Below are 20,238 nucleotides of genomic sequence, written 5' to 3' on the forward strand. Positions count from 1 at the left end.
ATGGATCTGTAGATATCCTTATTTTCCCAAAAATAACAAACCAATTTGGTGAGATCTTCACAGCGAGGTTTTACCCGAAACCGCTGTATTTGAGCTCAATTCAATCCCTCATTTTCTTAATTGTTACTGAAAATGTACTTTTTAAAAGACGCTATTGCTGATTGATTATCGCATACCAACCCGACCCTGATGTTCGCACTTTAAGAGTTTAATAAAAGAAATGAACGGAAATAAAGTTCTCAAAAACAGAGGTATGGGGGAAGACATTTACAGCCCTCCCGATTAGTTTTGAGGGGATGGAGAGAGACTAAAAGTGCCTTCCTTGATATAATAATAGAGCTACCACCACCACCACGACTTTTGTTCTAAAATTGTACCCCCGTACCCCAAAGTCATGAATTGCAAATAGCTCTTAATATATAATACTAAATTAATAGCATATGAACTTTGTGAATGATTTTCGTATGTGCTTATACTCATTATAATGACACTGTGAACGTTATTCGGACTTTTTTGAAATGTGCCCCTAATAATTATTTTTAGGACAAACAGGCATCTCAGATAAATTTATACTCTCAGAAATTCTACCTATTATTATGCCATATCCAGTTGCGCATGTTATGTTCTTCGTATTCTGCATCTGTGCAATAGCGGTCTATACTACCTCTGTGGCACTCCTTCGCAGAGATATCTCATACCGGGAGATCGGTCATATATTGTTACTGCTACTGACCGGAGGATTCTTTGCACTGTACCCGGACATAATGGCTGTATACAATCTCATTGTAAATGGTACTCTGGCACACTGCTATATTGGGGCGATACCAACTCACTCCCTACTGTTCAGCTCGTCTGCAATCCTTATTGGAGCAATTATTGGATATGTGCTATATCGGGAACCGGGCAAGGCATTGTATACGGGACTTTTTGCCTTTTCTGCATCCCTATCACACCTGTTGCTGGATGATCTTGAAGGAACTGGCATACATTATTTGTATCCAATATCCAGTCGGGAGATCAATCTATTCTCATATATTGGAGCAGGATTCACAAGGGACGATCTCGTTCATTCCCTGCTTGCAGCCCATACACCGATCATTTTTCTCGTTGTTGTCATGATGCTGGCATTGTTTGCCTTAAGTCATCTTGGCTTTGAGTTCGGCTATCGGTCTGAGAAGTGACCTTGTGCTGACTCCTGGAACCCACTTTTTTATCAAACGATGACAAAATATTTCAATGATTGACACATTGTAAATTTATGACATCCAAACAAACTATTCTGGCAATCCTGCTTCTAACACTCTCACTAACCTGCATCGGTTGTGTCGAGAATACACAGGCAGATCCCGACACCACCATAAACGCACAATCTGTTGAGGAATATGACCTTGCTGCTGCGAACAATGACTTTGCCTTTGACCTGTACTCAGAATTACAGGACGGAGGCGATGAGAACCTGCTCATATCCCCTTACAGCATCTTCACTGCAATGGCGATCTGTTATGACGGATCGGCAGGGAACACGCAGGAAGAGATGGCGAATGTCTTCTACTATCCAATGGACAGGTCAGTTTTGCGATTGAGCGCTAAAGACTACATCCACACGATAAACAATGACCCGGATGAATATGAATTAACAACTGCCAACGCACTGTGGCTGAGGAAAGGAGTTCAGCTTAAGCCGGAGTACGAAAGTGCTGTTGAGAATTACTATTCTGGAAAGATAGAGGAACTTGATTTTGCCAATGACCCAAAAGGTTCCATTGACACCATCAACAAATGGATCGAGGAGAAGACCAACAACAAAATAAAAGACGTGTTGAATAGCGATGCTATTGACGGCAGCAAAGCAATGGTAATCACAAATGCCATCTATTTCAACGGGAAATGGATAAATGAATTCCCGGAAGAAAACACAAAGAAAGAATACTTTCACCCTTCCGAAGGACAACAAAGCAGTGTCGACATGATGAGCACTTCCGGATTTTACAACTATGGGGAGAGCTCCAAAGCACATATCATCGAACTGCCATACAAAGGCGATGATCTTTCCATGTACGTCGTCCTCCCGGAAAATGCGGACATTGGCAGCTTTGAGAGTTCATTCACACTGAATGAATATAACAGCCTTAAAATGAACATGAACACAGACCACGAAGTGAATCTCTGGTTGCCAAAATTCAAGTTTGAGAGCACAACACAGCTATCGGACACCCTTGCCGGGATGGGGATGACGGATGCATTCTCAAATGCTAATTTCTCAGGGATCAATGAAGAAGCCGACCTGACGATATCAAGAGTTATCCACAAAGCAGTGATTGACGTACAGGAAAAAGGAACAGAAGCCGCTACAGCCACAGCGGTTGTAGCTGAAGACGGCCTTTCGTACAACCAGCCGGTCATAAAAGAGTTCAGGGCAGACCACCCGTTCATGTTCTTTATCGAAGACAAAAGGACCGGATGCATCCTCTTCATGGGAAAGGTCGAACATCCTGAGTACGATGAGGTCACACCAGAATGAGATCCAAGTGATCTTTAAAAGCAAGTGGAAGGATGAACAGTCCACATGACTGTTATCCCACTTCACTTTCCGGTTCTTTTTTCTTACCATTCATAAATTCCGGCACAATATCATGCATCTCCTCAGGAGAATACTTGATGGCAAGCACACGCACGATTCCCAGCACCAGCATCAGAGCCGCAAGGGCAAAGATGAATCCGGCTTCGAACTCCTTTGCATACATGCCCACTGCGATCTCGCGCATCACGATCAGGATGGTGGCATCAGTAACGTATGTAAGCTTGATGCGCTCATGCTCGTGGTAATCCACGAAAATGTTGAACAGATCGATCAGTATGAAGATCGTGAGCACGCTGGAGACCATGTGATTGAAACCAACATCCAGGGATGTGAAGACGGTGAATCTCAGGTCCAGAAGTGTTTTAGCCATCCCCACGACCAGTGTCAGGAGAAGGAGGTACAGGACTATCGTCGTTATTGAATCGATGATTTTTCTGAATATTTTTGTATTGTCGATCATAATATTGCCTGAAGGAGGGGGAGTCATTGGACATGACCCTCAGGCGTTGAATAGACAGAAGTATATATAGAATTTTTCTGGATAGAATATATATCGGAACGTAAAATAAATAGAATAAATAGAAATAAGGAGGAAACAATTGATGATCGAATTTCGAAAAGCTCCCGGGTAAAACAGTTTCAGACCTCACTGAACTCCTCAGGATATTCCACAATACCTCTGACATTATCCAGTGCACCATCAACAAGCTCCATTGCCATGAATGCCTCATCCGGCACGTCCTCAAAAGGAACCCTGATATCCCACTGTGATGCGGGTCTGAAACCAAAGCGTGGGTAATATTCAGCATGGCCCAGAACGATCACGGACTCATATCCAAGGTTCTCCGCCACGGTAAGCCCTTCCTTTACAAGAGCACTGCCAATACCCTGCTTCTGGAACTTCGGGAGAACAGACATTGGTGCCAGTGAAAGGGAGTCAAATTCCTTGCCATCGTCAACGACCTTGATCGGGAAGAACAGGATATGTCCTACAACCTTGCCATCTACCTCGGCAACCAGTGAAAGCTCAGGAACAAAATCGGAGTGCATCCTTAAATTCACAACAAGCTGCCCCTCGTTCTCCTGGCCAAAAGCGTGATCATTCACCTCTGTGATCGCGATGTAATCGGTATCTTCTTCTTTTCTTATCTGCATACAGGATCCCCAAAAAAAAGATGGATCACCTGAAATAAATAGTTTACTTGTAAGAGGGAGATCAACCATTAATATATGCCACAGTAGCCCTGTTCCTGGTCAGGTCTGTGACCTTTGAGATAAGATCATCCTCAGTGCCTTTTCTAACTTCAACAGACAGTTCCACGATGTCGGTGTAATTCTCATCCAGCAGGTGGCCATATTCTTCGACCAGCTTCTTCACCGGCTGGATGTCGGAATAGGTGACATTCAATTTCAGGGCCGTCATTTCATGCACTTCAATTATCCCGGCTTCCTCGATAGCTGCAACCGCTGCTTCCCTGTAGGCCCTGGAAAGACCTCCAAATCCCAGTTTTACACCACCGAAATAACGGGTTACCACCACTGCAACATTGCTCAGCTCCTTAAGCTCCAGCACCTTGAAGACAGGCTTCCCGGAACTTCCTGCTGGCTCACCGTCATCATCATACTTTGCCACAAGGGTGCTACAGTTCTTGATAAGATAAGCAGAGACATTGTGATTGGCATCACTGTATCGCTCCTTAACGCCAAGCACAAAGGCTTTCGCATCTGCTTCGTTTTTTATGGGAGCAGCATGGCCTATGAAGACCGAATTCTTGAACTCCTTCTGGGCAACACCATCAGACCTGACCGTTCGATACAAAGGATCACCAGCACAACGATTGAATATTAATAACGGTAAACATCTATCATTAGATCTGTAGAAGAAAATCGATGCAATACCGTGCAAGCTCAAGAGATAACTGATGATACATAAAATAGAGGGATGAGATGTTATACCGTAAATTTGGAAGAACAGGAGAGAACGTTTCAGTACTTGGTTTCGGGTGCATGAGATTCCCTGTGATCGATGGAAAAGATGACCAGATCGATGAAGAGCAGGCAACCCGGATGATCGAATACGCCATCGATCAGGGTGTGAACTATTTTGACACAGCTTATCCATACCACGAAGGAAAAAGCGAACCATTTGTGGGAAAAGTGCTGAGCAAGGGCTATCGTGAAAAGGTCTATCTTGCAACAAAATTGCCCTTATGGCTGGTGGAAACAAGAGATGATATGGACCGCTACCTTGATGATCAGCTCCGCAGGCTTCAGACAGAATACATCGATTTCTACCTCATGCACGGCTTCACAAAAGGTCACTGGGAAAAGATGAAAGAACTGGGAATGTTCGATTTTATTGAAAGTGCAATATCAGCCGGCAAGATCAAATATATAGGATTCTCCTTCCATGATGACCTTGGGGTATTCAAAGAGATCGTGGATGGCTATGACTGGGATTTCTGTATGATACAGTACAACTTCATGGATGAGAACTACCAGGCAGGAAAGGAAGGTCTGCACTACGCTGCTGATAAAGGTCTTGGTGTTGCCATCATGGAGCCACTGCGCGGCGGAAGCCTTGTACAGATACCGGATGAAGCGCAGCAGATATGGGACAGTGCCGATGTTAAACGCACACCTGCCAACTGGTGTCTGCAATATCTCTGGGACCAGCCGCAGATCAGTATAGTCCTGAGCGGCATGAGTAATTTCGATCAATTGGAAGAAAATATCACCTATGCAGAAGAAGGAGTTGCAGGATCACTTTCTGAGAATGAGCATGAGCTCATCGGGAAAGTTAAGGACGTATATCTTGAAAAGATCGAAGTGAATTGCACCGACTGCAAATACTGCCTGCCGTGTCCCTCCGGAGTTAACATACCTGCTGCATTTACCTACCTAAACAGTGCTTCCATGTACGGGAATCTTGAAAAGGCACGTCTTCACTACGACCTGTTCGTGCCAGCTGAGGAAAGGGCATCCAGATGTGTTGAATGTGGACTTTGTGAACAGAAATGCCCACAGCATATTTCAATCCAAAAAATGTTAAAGTGTGTGTCAAATGTCTTGGAGTATTGAGGAAATACATATATACATAAAATGATCATATAAATTAAAGTACTCATCGTTATGAGTATAATGTATTCCATTGGGAGGCACTCCCTAATGACAGCTCATATAGAAAGCGGCATAATGCATAATGCATTGAATGTAGAAGAGAACAGATGCAGCCTCCTCATCGAGAACATAACTGACATATTCTACATATTAGATCCTGAAGGAATTATAGACTATATCAGCCCTCAGATAAGGAAATTTGGACTGGACTCTCATAAGATGCATAGCACTTCTTTTTTGAAATACATCAATTCATCAGACCGTGAAGATCTGGAATTCGGATTCCGGAAGATGCTGACTGACAGTACTCCTTTTGACACCTTGCTCAGGGTTCTCGACCAGGATGGCAAAGAGCACTGGCTTGAGAACCATGCCGAATTCCAAAGAGGAAGAAATGGGGAGCCATCCAGGATCATCGGCATCATGAAAGATGTCACAAAACACATCGCAATGCAAAAAGAGCTGCAGAGATATCGCGATAAATTTGATGAAAACCTGCAAATTCAAAATACTGAACTGGCAAGTTCCAATGAAGAACTTAAACAGGAAATAAAGGACCTGAAAGAAACAGAAGAAAGGATCAGCAGCCTGAGCCTGTTCCAGCAAACCGTTATTGAGAACGCAGACATCTGGCTTGATGTGCTTAACAGGGACGTTGAAGTCGTAATATGGAACAATGCTGCAGAAAGGATAAGCGGTTATACAAGGGATGAAGTTGTCGGCAGCACGAAGATATGGGACCAACTATACCCGGAAAAAGAGTATCGCGATGAGATATTCTCAACAATTACCAGGATCATAGAAGAAGGGACGAAAGTATCAGATCTGGAAACCATCATCACAAGAAAGGATGGGGAAAAACGTGTCATTTTATGGAACTACAAGAAACTCCTTAACTCAAAAGGAGAGAACATCGGAACGATAGGCATCGGTAATGATATTACCAAAAGAAAAGAAGCAGAAGAAATACAGATAAAGCATGTTCATTTCATGCAGGAACTTATTGATGCCATACCTGCGCCTATATGTTACAAAGATAAAGAAGGAGTATATCTTGGATGCAACAAGGCATTTGAAGACTTTTCCGGTATCAAAAAAGAAGAGATAATTAGAAAAAATATCTCTGAACTACAGATTGATATCCAGATCGCTGAATCATATTGCACGGACACGGAACTGATCAAGACAGGAGGATCAAGGACCTATGAAAAAGAAGTTATCTACGCCAGCGATCAGAAAAAACACAATATTATGATCAATAAGTCTGTTTTTACTGACATAACAGGGGATGTCCTCGGAGTGATAGGTGTAATTATTGATATCACGGACCGTGTCAGGTCTGAGATGATCCTGAAAGAGTATGCCGAACAACTTGAGCGTTCCAATGAACTTAAAGATATCTTCACAGACATCATGCGCCATGATCTTCTCAATCATGCAAATGTGGTCAATGGATTTGCATACATGCTCCTGCAAATGGAAAAGGATGAGAAAAAGATAAAGAACCTTGAGAATATCGAGGTCAGTAACCGTAAGCTTATGGAGCTTATCGAATCAGCGGCATCTTTTGCAAAGTTCGAAACTATCGATGACATCAATTTCGAGACAATAGAACTTGCAGGAATGTTAAAAGATATCATAAAACAGTTCCAATATCATTCCAAACAAAAGAACGTCGTCATCGAACTTCCGGTACACCAGGAATACAATGCGTTGGCCAATCCTATGATAGAAGAAGTATTTGCAAATCTGATATCAAATGCTATCAAGTATGGCCCTGATAACTCAAAGGTTATTGTAAATATCATCGATAAAGATACAGATTGGAAGGTCACAGTCACCGATTTCGGAGATGGAATTCCGGATAATGAAAAGTCACTGATATTCGATCGTTTCAAACGTGTTGACAAGAAAGGAGTGAAAGGTACCGGGTTAGGGCTTGCTATTGTTAAAAGAATAGTTGATCTCCATGGTGGAGACCTAAGTGTGGAAGACAATCCTGAAAGTAGTGGAACCGTTTTTGGAGTAACTTTTACGAAGGTATGAAATATCTTTAATGATCAAATTGATCAAAAATAGCTGTACGGTTACAGATCAGACACTAATAATTTTACAGTTTTGATCCTCAACTTTGCAGTTCACAGATTATACATTAGCAGAAACACTTTGCAAACATTATTGTGCCGATGAACATCGCTTTTTTAGACCAGACAAGTATATTTATATACTCCATCAGAACATAATAATATTCTGTTTTGTTTTTTCATTACTCGGGAGGGGGTAGAGTATAAAGACAGATACCATCGACTATGTTTCCATAAAGGATCTATTAAACAAAGGGGAGGTAAAATATCGATACCTGATCGAGAATACTAAGGATATAATCTACATCACAAATGAGAGAGGTATCATTCTTTACATAAGTCCCCAGATCAAAACATATGGATTTGATCCTGAAAGTATGGAAAACACCTCTTTTGAAGATTACATTCATCCGGAAGACTGTGAAAAACTAGTCGCAGGTTTCCGAAAAGCAATGATGGAAAAAAATGCACCCAAAAGTGAGTTCAGATTATTAGACAGTGAAGGAAATATTCACTGGATCGAGAACTACCCTCACTTCCAGAGCGATCAAGATGGTAACTCCCGAGGATTGATCGGTGTGCTTCGGGATGTAACCGAGCACAAGGATGTAGAAGATGAACTCAAAAAGTATCGTAACCATCTCGAAGAACTCGTAGAGATAAGAACATCTGAACTTAAAAGGGCCAATGAACAGCTCAAAGAGGAAATACTCGAGAGAAAGCGTGCTGAAGAGACACTAAGGCAAAAAGAACAGCAGATCAACGCCCTTTTTGATGTTGCCCCCATAGGGATAGGACTTACACGTGACAGGAAAATTATAGAGGCGAATGAAAAAGCTTACAAATTGCTCGGGTACTCAAAGGAAAAGATCGTGGGAAAGACCACCCGTCTGTTCTACCCATCTGATGAACATTACAGCCTCATCGGGGATGAGGTAGAGAAGGTCATAAATGAAAAATGTACGAGAACTACAGAAACTCAATTCGTGCACAAAGATGGAAGGATCATTGATATTTCCATGAAACTTGCACTTCTGGATCCTGAAGATCCTTCCAGAGGGATCATATACACATTGCAGGACATTACAGGGATAAAAGATTACGAGAGAGCTATCAGGGAAAAGGAAGCAAAGATCAGAAGTGTATTCCGTGCAACACCGATAGGAATCGGAGTGGTCTGGGAAAGGGAGTTTAGAGATGTTAATGATAATATGTGCGAGCTGGTAGGATATTCAAGAGCGGAAATTGTGGGAGCTAATACAAGATTCCTTTATCCGGATGAAGAAGAGTACTACAGGATCGGAAATATATTGAAAGGTTTTGAAGAGGAAAAAGGTCCGATCCAGGCACAGGCTAAATGGATACGCAAGGATGGAAAGGAAATTGACATTGCCTTCACTTTTGCCCTTATAGATCCAAATACCCCACCATCAGGAATTACTTTTACAGTAGAGGACATAACTGAAAAATTACTGGCTGATGAAAAGATATGCAACCTGACACAGTTCCAGCAGACGGTTATTGAAAATGCAGATATATGGCTTAACGTTCTCAACAAAGATGCAGAGGTTATTATATGGAACAATGCTGCAGAAAAAATAAGTGGATATGCCCGAGAGGAGATCATAGGCAGTACTAAGGTGTGGGATCTGCTATATCCGGATGAAAAATATCGTAATGAGGTATTTGCAGAAGCTAAAGCCATTTTAGAACAAGGGAAGCGAGTAGCCGGATTTGAGACCACCATCACAAGAAAAGATGGTGAAGAGCGTATAATATCATGGAACTCTAGAAACCTTGTCAATGAAAATAGAGAAGTCATCGGGTCGATAGCTATTGGAAATGATATTACGCAACTCAAAGAGGTAGAAAAGGTCCAGAGAACATATTTCCATTTCCTGCAAGAACTCATAGATGCTATCCCATTACCTGTGTTCTACAAAAATAAAGATGGAATATATCTTGGATGCAACAAGGCATTTGAGGATTTTATAGGAATAAAAAGAGAAGAACTGGTTGGAAGAACTGTTTTTGAGATCTCTCCTGAGGACCTTGCAATAAGTTATTATGAAAAAGATAACGAACTTTTCGAAAAAGGTGGAATACAGGCATATGAATCACAATGCGAATCATTAGATGGTTCAAGACGGAAAGTTGTATTCAATAAATCATTGTTCACAGACCTGAACGGAGATAAAGCCGGACTTGTCGGAGCAATTTTTGATGTGACCGAGATAAAGGAAACTGAGGAAATGCTCAGGAAATACGCAAAGCAACTTGAGAACTCAAATGAACTAAAAGGTATTTTTACAGATGTTCTTAGTCATGATCTCCTCAACCATGCAACTGTAATAGATGGATATACTCATCTTTTGCTTATCGAAGAAGATGATGAAAATAAGTTAAAGAAACTTGACAAAATTGATAACACAAATCAAAAGCTCATCGAAATTATCGAATCTGTGGCAGCTTTTGCCAAATTGGAATCGACGGAGGAGATCGATTTTGAACCTATGGACATTACAAAGATCCTGAATTACTGCATATCTCATTTTGAATACCAGGCAGCTCAGAAGGAGATAAAGATCATGCTTGAAACAAAAAGTAGGCACGATGCACTTGTAAACCCAATGATCGAGGAAGTATTTGCAAATCTGATCTCAAATGCTGTAAAATACGGTCCTGAAAATGAAAATGTCAAAATTGATGTTAAAGAACAGGATGAATACTGGAAGATCACAGTAACTGATTCAGGAAAAGGTATTGCAGATAAGGACAAAGAACTGATATTCGATCGTTTCAAACGAGCAACGGGAAATTGCAAAATAAAAGGAAGTGGGATCGGCCTTGCAATTGTCAAGAGGATCGTTGAACTCCATGGAGGAAAAGTTGGAGTAGAAAATAATCCGGATGGACCAGGCAGCGAATTCTGGGTAACTTTAAAGAAAGCGTAAATCATTATTAACACAAGGATAATGTATTGATACGGAGGTTATTAAAGTGGAAGAATTTACAAAAGAAGAACTTTCAAAGTACACTGGTAAGGACGGTTCTAAATGCTACATAGCATATAAGGGAAAGGTCTACGACGTAACTGACAGCATGCTATGGGATGATGGAGATCATCAGGGAATGCATGAAGGCGGCATGGACCTTACTGAAGAGATGGATGACTCCCCCCATGATGATGACGTCATGGAAGAGCTTCCTGTTATTGGAACATTGATAAATTGAAAGATCTTTTTGGGATAAATTATCCAATTTTGGGGCATTGCTGAAAATGCCCATAAATATTTATTTTACACTTTTTGCAGAGAGATTTCCCCAAAGTCCACACTACATACCATAAAAACCCAAATAGGCAATTTTTGCCTTTTTAATGGAAAAATATATAAGTAGATTCTCCGACTTGACCCCATGAACAAGTATGTCGTGAAATGTCCGGAGTGCGGACAAGTCAGTGATCCATATGCGTTACATTGCCCTAATGATGATGCATTGCTGCGTACAGAGTATTCTAAGAAACAGATAGAACCGACAGACATGTCGGGCATCTGGAGATATTACGACTGGCTCCCGGTAAACGGTATCATAGAGGAAGGTTCCGGCAGACCTGTGACATACAAAAGTGAGGAGTTTGCAAAAGAGCTCGGACTTAACGACCTGAATATCACTTTCAATGGCTATTGGCCTGAAAAAGAAGCTTTCATAAGAACATGCAGTTTCAAGGACCTTGAGTCATTCCCCACAATGCAGCGACTGATAGAGAATAATGAAGAGCGTATAATGGTGGTCGCATCTGCCGGCAATACTGCCAGGGCCTTTGCACACGTGGCATCCATAACAGGACAGAAATTGCTGCTTATCGTACCAAAGAACAGCGCCCATCGGCTCTGGACAGCAGATGAGAACTCCTCCTCCATCTGCACGGTGACCGTGGACGGGGACTACTACCAGGCCATTGCACTGGCAGAAAAGATAGCATCAAGGGATAATTTTGTAAGCGAGGGTGGTGCCCGCAACGTTGCCAGAAGGGATGGCATGGGAACCGTAATGCTGGATGCTGTACTTACCACCAAAAGCCTACCACAACATTATTTCCAGGCAGTTGGCAGTGGAACGGGTGGAATTTCAGCATGGGAAGCATCCATGAGGCTTCTTGAGGACGGTCGTTTCGGCAACAACATGCCACGACTTCATCTTGCACAGAACCTGCCATGCGCACCCCTCTACTCATTATGGACAGGCATTGAGCTCACAGGCCGCTGTCCTGAAGAAATGCACGATGATGTACTCTACAACAGGAAGCCGCCATACTCAGCGATAGGCGGTGTGAAAGATGCACTGGATGATACGAACGGGGCCATCTACGGGATCACTAACAAGGAAGCTGAATCTGCACAGAAGCTCTTCGAAGATAGCGAAGGCATCGACATATTGCCAGCCCCTGCTGTTGCCTGTGCTGCACTGATAAAGGCAGTGGATGCAGGCGAGGTCAAACCTGATGAGCAGATCGTCCTGAACATAACCGGCGGAGGACAAAAACGATTGGAAGAAGCATTTTCGACACAACTACTGGAGATCGGACTTGCCGTATCCCCAACAGACCCGGATGCGGAGAAAAAGATACTGGAAAAGGTATCCGAGCTTTTCGGGAAATGAGGTTGTTTAAAATGAGCAATGCTATCAAGCTGACGATCATCGGAGGCGTTAACAAGGATGGTACAAAGGAACTGGTGGATAGGGTTGAGATAAATCCGGGAGATATCCTCGGAATAGTCGGCCCCACAGGTTCCGGAAAAAGTACACTCATTGATGATATCGAGCAACTGGCGCAGGGAGACACGCCAACCGGACGCAGGATACTTATCAACGACGAGGAACCTGACACAAAAATGAGAGTTGATCCCCGCCTGAAACTTATAGCACAGCTTTCACAGAACATGCATTTCCTTGCTGACATGAGCGTTTCCGAATTCCTTCAGATGCATGCCAGAAGCCGTGGAAAGGATCCGCAGCTTATGCACAAGGTCATCGAGCTGGCAAACATCCTAACAGGAGAACCTATCCATGAAGATGACCACCTTACCGTGCTGAGTGGTGGACAATCACGCTCCCTTATGACCGCAGATATCGCAGTTATCAGTGATTCACCCATCGTACTTATCGATGAGATAGAGAATGCAGGTATCAAAAAACAGGAAGCTTTGAACCTTCTTGCAGGTGAAGGGAAGATCGTTGTGGTAGTCACACACGACCCTGTACTGGCACTTATGGCATCCCGCAGGATAGTCATAAAGAACGGTGGCATGAACGATATTATCACAACAAGCACTGAAGAAAAGAATGTCGGGGATCGTGTCTCAGAAGTTGATAACTGGATGATGGACCTTCGCGAGATCATTCGCAGAGGAGAGATCGTGGAAGGTGTCGTATGAAACTGGTAGTTGTTGCTGGAACCCCTGGGTCCGGAAAAACGTCCGTATTACTGCATACCATACAGGCTTTGAAAAGGCGTGACAACAAACCCGCAGTAGTCAAGGTCGACTGTCTCTGGACAGATGATGACAAGAGGTTTGGAAGGCTTGACGTCCCGATTCGTGTCGGTCTTGCAAGGGATATGTGCCCTGACCATTTTACAATCTATAATACAGAACCCATGCTGCAATGGGCAGAAGAGGAAGGCGCCAACGTCCTGCTCAATGAGACCGCAGGACTGTGCTTAAGATGTGCACCATACCCGGATTCATGTTTAGCGGTCTGTGTCATCGATGTTACCACCGGTCCGAACACACCTTTGAAAGTAGGCCCACTGCTCACAACGGCAGATATCGTGGTCATGACAAAAGGGGACATCGTCTCACAGGCAGAACGTGAGGTATTCAGGGAAAGAGTACTGGAAGTCAATCCTGACTGCATGGTGGTAGAGGCTAACGGCCTTAGCGGAAAAGGTGCCATCGAACTTGCAGAGTTGATAGAGGATTCAGTTGAAGCAGGAAAAGATATGGAGCTCAGGTACAATCCGCCACTTGCGATCTGCACCCTTTGCAGCGGTGAGAAGCGCGTTGAACGCAAGTACCACATGGGAGTTCTCCGCCACCTTGACGGATTCATGGAATATAAGGGGGAATAAACAGTGGAAGGTATACTCGAGCTGCTCCCCGGATATAATTGCGGCAAATGCGGATACAAGCAATGCCGTGACCTTGCAGAGAATATGAGAAAAGCAGAGGACATAGGTCTCTGCCCTTTCATGGGAAAACAACAGTTCTCTGAGAAAAGGAAGAAGCTGAAAGAGCTGTTAAAGGACAGATCTGACAACACGAATATCATCGGCATTATCGATGGGCTTGAAGCAGACTTCACTCTTGCACCACTGGCAGGGGAGCCATCATGCAGAGAGGACATCCATCCCATCGACGGCACCGAGCTTGAGACAGGCGACCTCGTAAGGTACAGACCACTTGGCTGCCCGATAACTCATTTCGCAAAGGTCATTGAAGCGTCCCGTGGAATGAACACCATCCACATGGTGGGTCCGCTTCAGCGCCTTGGAAACGAGGATGTTCAATTCATCGATGCGGGAATATGCCTGATATTCGCTTTTGACGGAAAAGTCGAAAAAGGACGGATCCCGCGAGTGGGAGAGACCGTGAAGTTCATACCCACGCATTGCATGATGCAGAAAGTGCATTCAGGTATCGTAGTGGGAGTAGAGGAAAGGAACGTCAGGATCGAAGCTATCGACCTGAAAGTGTGGTGAGAAAAATGGACCCAAGCACATCAGTGTTCAATGGCATGAGAATGACAGGCATCGACCTTGTTGTCAGTGTACCCTGTATCAACCTGAAGGACATACTTCCGATGATAGATGATGACCCTTCCATGATCCATGTGCCTGTAACCCGTGAAGAAGAAGGCGTGGGCATCTGTGCCGGTGCTTACATGGGAGGAAAGATACCTGCAATGCTCATGCAGAATTCAGGACTCGGAAATTCCATCAACGCACTTGCATCCCTTAACAAGCTGTTCCACATCCCCCTGCTACTGATCATGAGCCACAGGGGTGTGGAAGGTGAAACTATCTGTGCCCAGGTACCCATGGGTCAGCTTACAACATCTTTGCTTGATACACTTGACATACCATATGTCGTGCCTACCAGAGACAATGTAGAAGAAACGATACTTCATGCATGGGCGATCGCATCGGAGAAAGGGCGACCTGTTGCAGTCCTTCTTGAGATCGGTTTCTGGGAGGCAGAATGAAACGCATAGATGCGATCACAATGATAGCCAGAAAGGCAGAAGAGAAGAACTCCCTCATCGTGTGCAACATTGGATTGCCCTCAAAGGAACTGCATCACGTAAAGGACAGAAACGGGAACTTTTACATGCTTGGATCCATGGGACTTTCATCTTCCATTGGCCTGGGGCTTTCCCTCTCCGTTCCAAAACGGCATGTTATCGCAATTGACGGCGATGGTTCTGTTCTCATGAACATGGGCAGTCTGGCAACTATTGCACATCAGAGACCCGAGAACTACCTTCTTGTTGTGATAGACAACGGCACATACGGATCAACCGGGGACCAGCCTACAGCAACGTCCCTTGGAACTGACCTTGGTGCTGTTGCAAAAGGAGCAGGGATACAGGACGTTTACACGACAAATAATGAAAAGGAACTTGAGCAGACACTTAAAAATGTTGACAGGGGAGTTGTGATCGCACGCGTGGGTGCAGGAAATGCATCCGTACCTATCATTGGCCTGTCCCCTGAAGAGATAATCGAACGGTTCATGACTGAATGTGCTCGACCATCTGAGTAAGTTTGAAAGAACCTTCGAGGATCTTCTCTTTTAATTTTTCTGAAAGCTCCAGAGCTCTTTTCTTGTCAGACTGTCGCAGGACGATCGGAACGTTCGCCGAATGGTCACCGAGCTCGAAATTGATGGAACCCATGTTTCCGGTGAACACATCCCCCACACACAGAGTTGTGCACAGGCCACAGTTAAAGCATGCATACCTGTCAAGTTTCACTTTGTCCCCATCAAAGCTTATAGCAGCCATGGGACAGTTCTCCTGAGGCTCGCATAAGGCACAATTGATACAATCTTCCGGATCGAACGTTACTTCCAGGTCCACGTCTTCCCATACGTCACCATAAGTGGAATAGCCCACACAAGCCCTTTTATCCACAGCCATTACTGACATCTTGATCTGCCTGTCACGCTCTGCTATCGCATCCACTACCGAAGGGTCGGTCACAGCTATGGGCACTGCCCATGAAACGATACATTCCGGACCTGCTGATGTGAAAAAGCCACCCATGTATTCAGGGTCCATACCGTGCATATCTGCAAAGGCCGTAAGGTTTGGTTTTTCCTTGGCGCTACGGGTACCGGAACCAAGTATGAAACCTTCTGAGCCGTTCATGAGGATGCGTGTTCCAATACCGATGGACTTCAGCAAAGGGTCGTTCTTTACAGGATTGATCTGACCGCACCCGGAGATCGTGGCCTCTGTTAGCCTTGGTCCGAAGTCGATGGCATGGAATATGGAAGATACGGTGTCATCAGAGGTGTTAACAAAAGCTGAATAGTTCTTGAAAGCGTGACGTGTACCATACATCATGGCATACGGCATATCGTCAAGTGTAACTTGTGTCGTGAAGGTAACATCATTATCAGTTACCACCCTGACATCCACCGGGTTCCCTGCTGCAAGGTCACGGAAGAGATGACCGGCACCATAGTGGTGGTCATCAAGGCTGTGATCTGTGCCAAAAAGCATCAGATCAAGGATACCCAACCTTTCGTTGGGACAGGGACCCACATGAGCAGGAACCCCGTTCATGTAGACTTCCTTAGCACGCAGGAAACTGCAGGGTGCGTCCACAGGGAAAGAGAGGATCGCATAGGTCCCGCTCATGATAGCACGTGTTGCTGCTGTCACGACATCCACTTTTTCGACATCTTCACCACGGTCTGCAAGTTCACAGACCTCCTGTGCAGTAAGCACAACAGCTTCTCCTTTACCAATGCTTTCGTTTATACTTTCAATGCTACGTTCCATATAACCCCTCCATTTCCTTAATCGATATTCCCGCCTGCAAATAGCGGATCTACTTTTGAGATCATTTCCGGCGTGCCCATCAGTACGACCACGTCACCCGAGATCAGCGAGAGATCAGCATCCGGACTTGCAAGAATTTCAGAGTCCCTGCGAATCGCAAGTATTGTGACACCATATTTTTTCCTCAGGCCAAGCTGAGTAAGTGTTTTCCCAACTACATAGGAAGATGACCTAACCCTTACATTCGTAATGTTCATTTCCGGAATATCAACTTCCATGTCATAGATGTTCATTGTACCGGACAACGTTCTGAACATCTCATAACCATCCGAACGTATCTCTGAGACCAATTTATCGATCTCATCCTTTGGAATAAGATATCTCTTCATCAGCCTTACGAATATCTCGATGGATGTCTCGAACTCCTCAGGAATTACCTCATTTGCACCCAGTGCATACAGAGGTTCCATTTCCTGGAGATATTGTGTACGTGTAATAATGTGTAGATTCGGATTTAATTTACGTGAAAGTGAAACAGTTCTACGCGTTCCCGCCGGATCAGATATGCAGACCACCAGCACCCTTGCGTCCTTGATGTCCGCATGTTCGAGCACGCCTTTCTGGGAAGAATCGCCATAATAGACCAGTTCGCCTTTTAACTGTTCTTTCCTAACGGTTTCCGGGTTGGTATCGAGTATGAGATAGGGAATTCCTGCCACCGTTGCTGCCTTTGCAACGGTATGACCATTGAAACCGAAACCTGCGATGACAAGATGGTCCTTAAGATGTGTCTTTTTGTCAAGAATATCCTCCATAGCCCCTGGATGAAAACCACATTTGAACTTTGATGGCAGAGGCAGGTTCACGACCCGGTCCGCGACCCTGGGTGAAATTGACATTACAGATGAAGTTACTGCCATTGTAATGATGGAGACCACAAGGAACAGCTGGTACACGTTCTGATCAAGGATACCAAATTCCAGCCCGAACCTGGAAAGAACGAATGAGAACTCACCAACCTGTGCAAGTGCAAGTCCCCCCAGGATCACCGTACGCAGGGGGAAGCCAAGCAGGAATGAGGCCAAGCCGGCTAGTACTGATTTTAACAGAAGTACCCCGGCAGCCACAAGTATGAACAGCACAGGGTTCTCAAAGAAGTGTCCGATATCAAGCAGCATCCCTATGGAAATAAAGAAGAAACTCATGAAAATATCACGGAAAGGAATGAGGTTACTAAGTGCCTGATGGCTGTATTCGGATTCCGAGATGATCAGACCTGCGAGAAAAGCACCCAATGCAAGAGATAGTCCCATGCTGGATGTAAGCCAGGCGACCGAAAGGCAGACAACAATGATGCTCAGGAAGAAGAGCTCGGAATCCCGGGTCTTCGTTATCTGATAGAGAACGTTCGGGACGATCCACTTAGCACTGGCCATGACCAGAACGATAAGGCCGATGCCTTTTGCAATTATGGGAAGCAGTGCTGCATCTCCGGTGGAACCCACACCTGCCAAAAATGGTGTCACCAGTATCATGGGAACTACAATGACATCCTGGTAAAGTAGAATTGCAAGGGACAGACGTCCATGCGGAGCATGCAGTTCACCCCTCTTCTGCAAAAGCTTGAGCACGATAGCCGTACTACTCAGAGAGAATAAAAAACCAATAAAAACGGATTCTGCAAAACCGTATCCGACCCAGGAAGATATGAAATAGACAACTGCTATTGTAAACAGTACCTGTATGGAACCGCCAATAAGGACAGCCCGTTTCATGCTCCAGAGATCCTTTAAAGATAACTCAACACCGATCGTGAAAAGCAGCAGAACGATGCCTATCTCAGCAAGCACTTCTACTTCTTCAATGGCATCTATCAGACCATAACCATGAGGTCCCAATAACATACCCGTAAAAAGAAATCCGACAATTATGGGTATATGAAGACGGTGGCAGAAATAAAGAATGGCGATGGACAAACCGAAAATTATGGTAAGATTATTTATTATGAAAGATTCCATCAAGCCTTCCCCCGAATAAATACCAGAAATATACTAATGTTAATCTCTGTTTCAGGTAATATATAAGATAATAAGATAATGCGATCGATAAAAAGATAGGCCATATTAAAAATATGACCATCCGGGTATTAAAAGATCAGGAGTTCTCCACACCAAGAAGACTTGCGAGTTCCAGGCCTTCACTACCAAACTCAGAAAGCTGGTCGAACAATTCGGCCTTGCTGACATATTTCTCGGTACGTGTTCCATCAGTCTGCTCGATCTTTATAGTGATCTCGCCATCAGAATAACCTCTGTCAATGCATTCGTTGATAATATCCGTGAACTGCTCAGCGATCAGTTTCAGGCAATCGAATGTCTGGTTGTTACGAATAGCATCTTCACCATCGAGCATAAGCTTGACAAGGGTCTTCCTCTTAACATGGGAACGGATATAGTCCCTAAGGGCATCAAGCATTGATCTTACATTCTCTTCTTTGACAGAGTTCATGAGTGCAGGATCTGCTGTGGTCTCATTGCCATCATAATATATCACAAGGGAATCTCCACTCATATCGACCTTTAAGCGCTTGGTAGCTTTCTTGTTAACGAACATTGCACTAATTTGATGATCATCAAAATCCAGGGTTGAAAGACGGAAATCGGACACATCTTCCAGTTTAACTTTATCTTCCTTGTATATGATACCGGACCTTGTCCAGGTCGGTAAAAAGAGAGTGCCGAAGAATCCCCTTATTGTTGTAGAACTATCGGTAAAGGTAAGTTCGGATTCATATTCCATTCCGGAAACCGTTGAAGTAAGCTTACCCCGCAGAACATTCCGGTCCATGGAAGCAAAATACTTTTCTGTTGTGCCATAAACACCACCTTCAAAGAAGGGATCGAGTATTGAAAGGATCTGCCTTTCCACATCATCCAGGCTTTTGTCTATATTCTTGTTAATGCTCTCGATCTCAGAAAACATGGCATCTGAACTCTTGTTGAAAGAAGACTCGCATGCGTCAAGAATAGAATTTCTGTAATCAAGGAGATCTTTTAATTCAAACTCCCCAGTAATGTTGTCAATGAAATTCAGGATCTTACTATTACTGGACTCCAGTTCATCAGACCCATTTTCCAGAGATGTTCGCCTGCCTATCAGATCATCATTATTCTCAATGGAAGCATTCTCAATAGGAAGAACTTTGCTCGAAATGTAAACAAAATCCTGAAGATCCTGTATAACATCCCTCTGAATAGATAATTCATTAGAATCTTGAAATGTATATTTCATGCGGTTCCCCAATTCGACTAATTCTTATTGAGTTAATTCTTATAGTGCAAACGTTAAATAGATTACGTAGGCAGCAGGGATTCTGCTGCC

General features: G+C 44.0%; 18 protein-coding genes. 12 read left to right on the forward strand and 6 right to left on the reverse strand.

The features are described from left to right. Positions 1-596: 596 nt before the first annotated feature. Both LI82_RS10450 and LI82_RS10455 read left to right on the forward strand, forming a co-directional pair. Positions 597-1,181: a metal-dependent hydrolase gene (locus LI82_RS10450; protein WP_048195571.1), complete on the forward strand. Its 585-nt coding sequence runs from the start codon at positions 597-599 to the stop codon at positions 1,179-1,181. A gap of 77 nt (positions 1,182-1,258) precedes the next feature. Next, positions 1,259-2,521, forward strand: a complete 1,263-nt coding sequence (locus tag LI82_RS10455) for a serpin family protein (RefSeq protein WP_048195574.1) — start codon at positions 1,259-1,261, stop codon at positions 2,519-2,521. Between the two features lie 52 nt (positions 2,522-2,573). On the opposite strand, the gene LI82_RS10460 is transcribed toward LI82_RS10455, so the two are convergent. The 3 genes from LI82_RS10460 to LI82_RS10470 all read right to left on the reverse strand — a co-directional run bounded on the left by LI82_RS10460 (position 2,574) and on the right by LI82_RS10470 (position 4,400). Then, positions 2,574-3,041 (reverse strand): phosphate-starvation-inducible PsiE family protein, encoded by a 468-nt coding sequence (locus tag LI82_RS10460; RefSeq protein ID WP_052402934.1) that lies wholly within the window; start codon positions 3,039-3,041, stop codon positions 2,574-2,576. 179 nt (positions 3,042-3,220) lie between these two features. After that, positions 3,221-3,736 (reverse strand): GNAT family N-acetyltransferase, encoded by a 516-nt coding sequence (locus LI82_RS10465; protein WP_048196274.1) that lies wholly within the window; start codon positions 3,734-3,736, stop codon positions 3,221-3,223. Positions 3,737-3,797: 61 nt separating this feature from the next. After that, positions 3,798-4,400 (reverse strand): IMPACT family protein, encoded by a 603-nt coding sequence (locus LI82_RS10470; RefSeq protein WP_048195576.1) that lies wholly within the window; start codon positions 4,398-4,400, stop codon positions 3,798-3,800. A 128-nt stretch (positions 4,401-4,528) separates the two neighbouring features. Between LI82_RS10470 and LI82_RS10475 the strand changes: the two genes are divergently transcribed. The 10 genes from LI82_RS10475 to comE all read left to right on the forward strand — a co-directional run bounded on the left by LI82_RS10475 (position 4,529) and on the right by comE (position 15,611). Next, positions 4,529-5,662 carry an aldo/keto reductase gene (locus tag LI82_RS10475; protein ID WP_048195577.1) on the forward strand — a complete coding sequence of 378 codons (1,134 nt, stop codon included), beginning with the start codon at positions 4,529-4,531 and terminating at the stop codon, positions 5,660-5,662. Positions 5,663-5,749: 87 nt separating this feature from the next. Continuing rightward, positions 5,750-7,747, forward strand: a complete 1,998-nt coding sequence (locus LI82_RS12595; protein ID WP_052402896.1) for a PAS domain-containing sensor histidine kinase — start codon at positions 5,750-5,752, stop codon at positions 7,745-7,747. 271 nt (positions 7,748-8,018) lie between these two features. Beyond that, positions 8,019-10,739: a sensor histidine kinase gene (locus LI82_RS12600; RefSeq protein ID WP_269078537.1), complete on the forward strand. Its 2,721-nt coding sequence runs from the start codon at positions 8,019-8,021 to the stop codon at positions 10,737-10,739. Positions 10,740-10,785: 46 nt separating this feature from the next. Beyond that, positions 10,786-11,019, forward strand: a complete 234-nt coding sequence (locus LI82_RS10490) for a cytochrome b5 domain-containing protein (RefSeq protein ID WP_048195578.1) — start codon at positions 10,786-10,788, stop codon at positions 11,017-11,019. Between the two features lie 183 nt (positions 11,020-11,202). Further along, positions 11,203-12,447: a cysteate synthase gene (locus tag LI82_RS10495; RefSeq protein WP_048195579.1), complete on the forward strand. Its 1,245-nt coding sequence runs from the start codon at positions 11,203-11,205 to the stop codon at positions 12,445-12,447. An 11-nt stretch (positions 12,448-12,458) separates the two neighbouring features. Next, positions 12,459-13,223, forward strand: coding sequence for an ATP-binding cassette domain-containing protein (locus tag LI82_RS10500; protein ID WP_048195580.1), 765 nt, complete (start codon positions 12,459-12,461; stop codon positions 13,221-13,223). Then, entirely contained in the window at positions 13,220-13,918 is a 699-nt protein-coding gene (locus tag LI82_RS10505) for a GTP-binding protein (protein ID WP_048195581.1), read from the forward strand. Before LI82_RS10500 ends, LI82_RS10505 begins: the two co-directional genes overlap by 4 nt. Positions 13,919-13,921: 3 nt before the next feature. After that, positions 13,922-14,548 (forward strand): (Fe-S)-binding protein, encoded by a 627-nt coding sequence (locus LI82_RS10510; protein ID WP_048195583.1) that lies wholly within the window; start codon positions 13,922-13,924, stop codon positions 14,546-14,548. Between the two features lie 5 nt (positions 14,549-14,553). Next, entirely contained in the window at positions 14,554-15,051 is a 498-nt protein-coding gene (gene comD / locus LI82_RS10515) for a sulfopyruvate decarboxylase subunit alpha (RefSeq protein WP_048195585.1), read from the forward strand. Then, complete coding sequence (gene comE, locus LI82_RS10520) at positions 15,048-15,611, forward strand: sulfopyruvate decarboxylase subunit beta (RefSeq protein WP_048195586.1); 564 nt, start codon at positions 15,048-15,050, stop codon at positions 15,609-15,611. The genes comD and comE overlap by 4 nt, the downstream gene beginning before the upstream one ends. On the opposite strand, the gene LI82_RS10525 is transcribed toward comE, so the two are convergent. The 3 genes from LI82_RS10525 to LI82_RS10535 form a co-directional block, all read right to left on the reverse strand. Then, positions 15,580-16,857, reverse strand: a complete 1,278-nt coding sequence (locus LI82_RS10525; RefSeq protein WP_048195587.1) for a methanogenesis marker 16 metalloprotein — start codon at positions 16,855-16,857, stop codon at positions 15,580-15,582. The two genes, comE and LI82_RS10525, sit on opposite strands and share 32 nt — an antisense overlap. A gap of 17 nt (positions 16,858-16,874) precedes the next feature. Then, entirely contained in the window at positions 16,875-18,875 is a 2,001-nt protein-coding gene (locus tag LI82_RS10530; RefSeq protein ID WP_048195588.1) for a cation:proton antiporter, read from the reverse strand. A gap of 136 nt (positions 18,876-19,011) precedes the next feature. Next, positions 19,012-20,148 carry a hypothetical protein gene (locus LI82_RS10535; RefSeq protein WP_048195589.1) on the reverse strand — a complete coding sequence of 379 codons (1,137 nt, stop codon included), beginning with the start codon at positions 20,146-20,148 and terminating at the stop codon, positions 19,012-19,014. Between the last annotated feature and the right edge of the window lie 90 nt (positions 20,149-20,238).

Source organism: Methanococcoides methylutens (assembly GCF_000765475.1).
Lineage (GTDB): Archaea > Halobacteriota > Methanosarcinia > Methanosarcinales > Methanosarcinaceae > Methanococcoides > Methanococcoides methylutens.

Bases quoted from the DNA above. Each gene is read 5' to 3' on its own strand.
- LI82_RS12595 (WP_052402896.1), top strand. From the start codon at position 5,750: ATGACAGCTCATATAGAAAGCGGCATAATGCATAATGCATTGAATGTA.
- LI82_RS10460 (WP_052402934.1), bottom strand. From the start codon at position 3,041: ATGATCGACAATACAAAAATATTCAGAAAAATCATCGATTCAATAACG.
- LI82_RS10500 (WP_048195580.1), top strand. From the start codon at position 12,459: ATGAGCAATGCTATCAAGCTGACGATCATCGGAGGCGTTAACAAGGAT.
- comE (WP_048195586.1), top strand. From the start codon at position 15,048: ATGAAACGCATAGATGCGATCACAATGATAGCCAGAAAGGCAGAAGAG.
- LI82_RS10455 (WP_048195574.1), top strand. From the start codon at position 1,259: ATGACATCCAAACAAACTATTCTGGCAATCCTGCTTCTAACACTCTCA.
- LI82_RS10465 (WP_048196274.1), bottom strand. From the start codon at position 3,736: ATGCAGATAAGAAAAGAAGAAGATACCGATTACATCGCGATCACAGAG.
- LI82_RS10475 (WP_048195577.1), top strand. From the start codon at position 4,529: ATGTTATACCGTAAATTTGGAAGAACAGGAGAGAACGTTTCAGTACTT.
- comD (WP_048195585.1), top strand. From the start codon at position 14,554: ATGGACCCAAGCACATCAGTGTTCAATGGCATGAGAATGACAGGCATC.
- LI82_RS10505 (WP_048195581.1), top strand. From the start codon at position 13,220: ATGAAACTGGTAGTTGTTGCTGGAACCCCTGGGTCCGGAAAAACGTCC.
- LI82_RS10450 (WP_048195571.1), top strand. From the start codon at position 597: ATGCCATATCCAGTTGCGCATGTTATGTTCTTCGTATTCTGCATCTGT.
- LI82_RS10535 (WP_048195589.1), bottom strand. From the start codon at position 20,148: ATGAAATATACATTTCAAGATTCTAATGAATTATCTATTCAGAGGGAT.
- LI82_RS10525 (WP_048195587.1), bottom strand. From the start codon at position 16,857: ATGGAACGTAGCATTGAAAGTATAAACGAAAGCATTGGTAAAGGAGAA.
- LI82_RS10530 (WP_048195588.1), bottom strand. From the start codon at position 18,875: ATGGAATCTTTCATAATAAATAATCTTACCATAATTTTCGGTTTGTCC.
- LI82_RS10495 (WP_048195579.1), top strand. From the start codon at position 11,203: ATGAACAAGTATGTCGTGAAATGTCCGGAGTGCGGACAAGTCAGTGAT.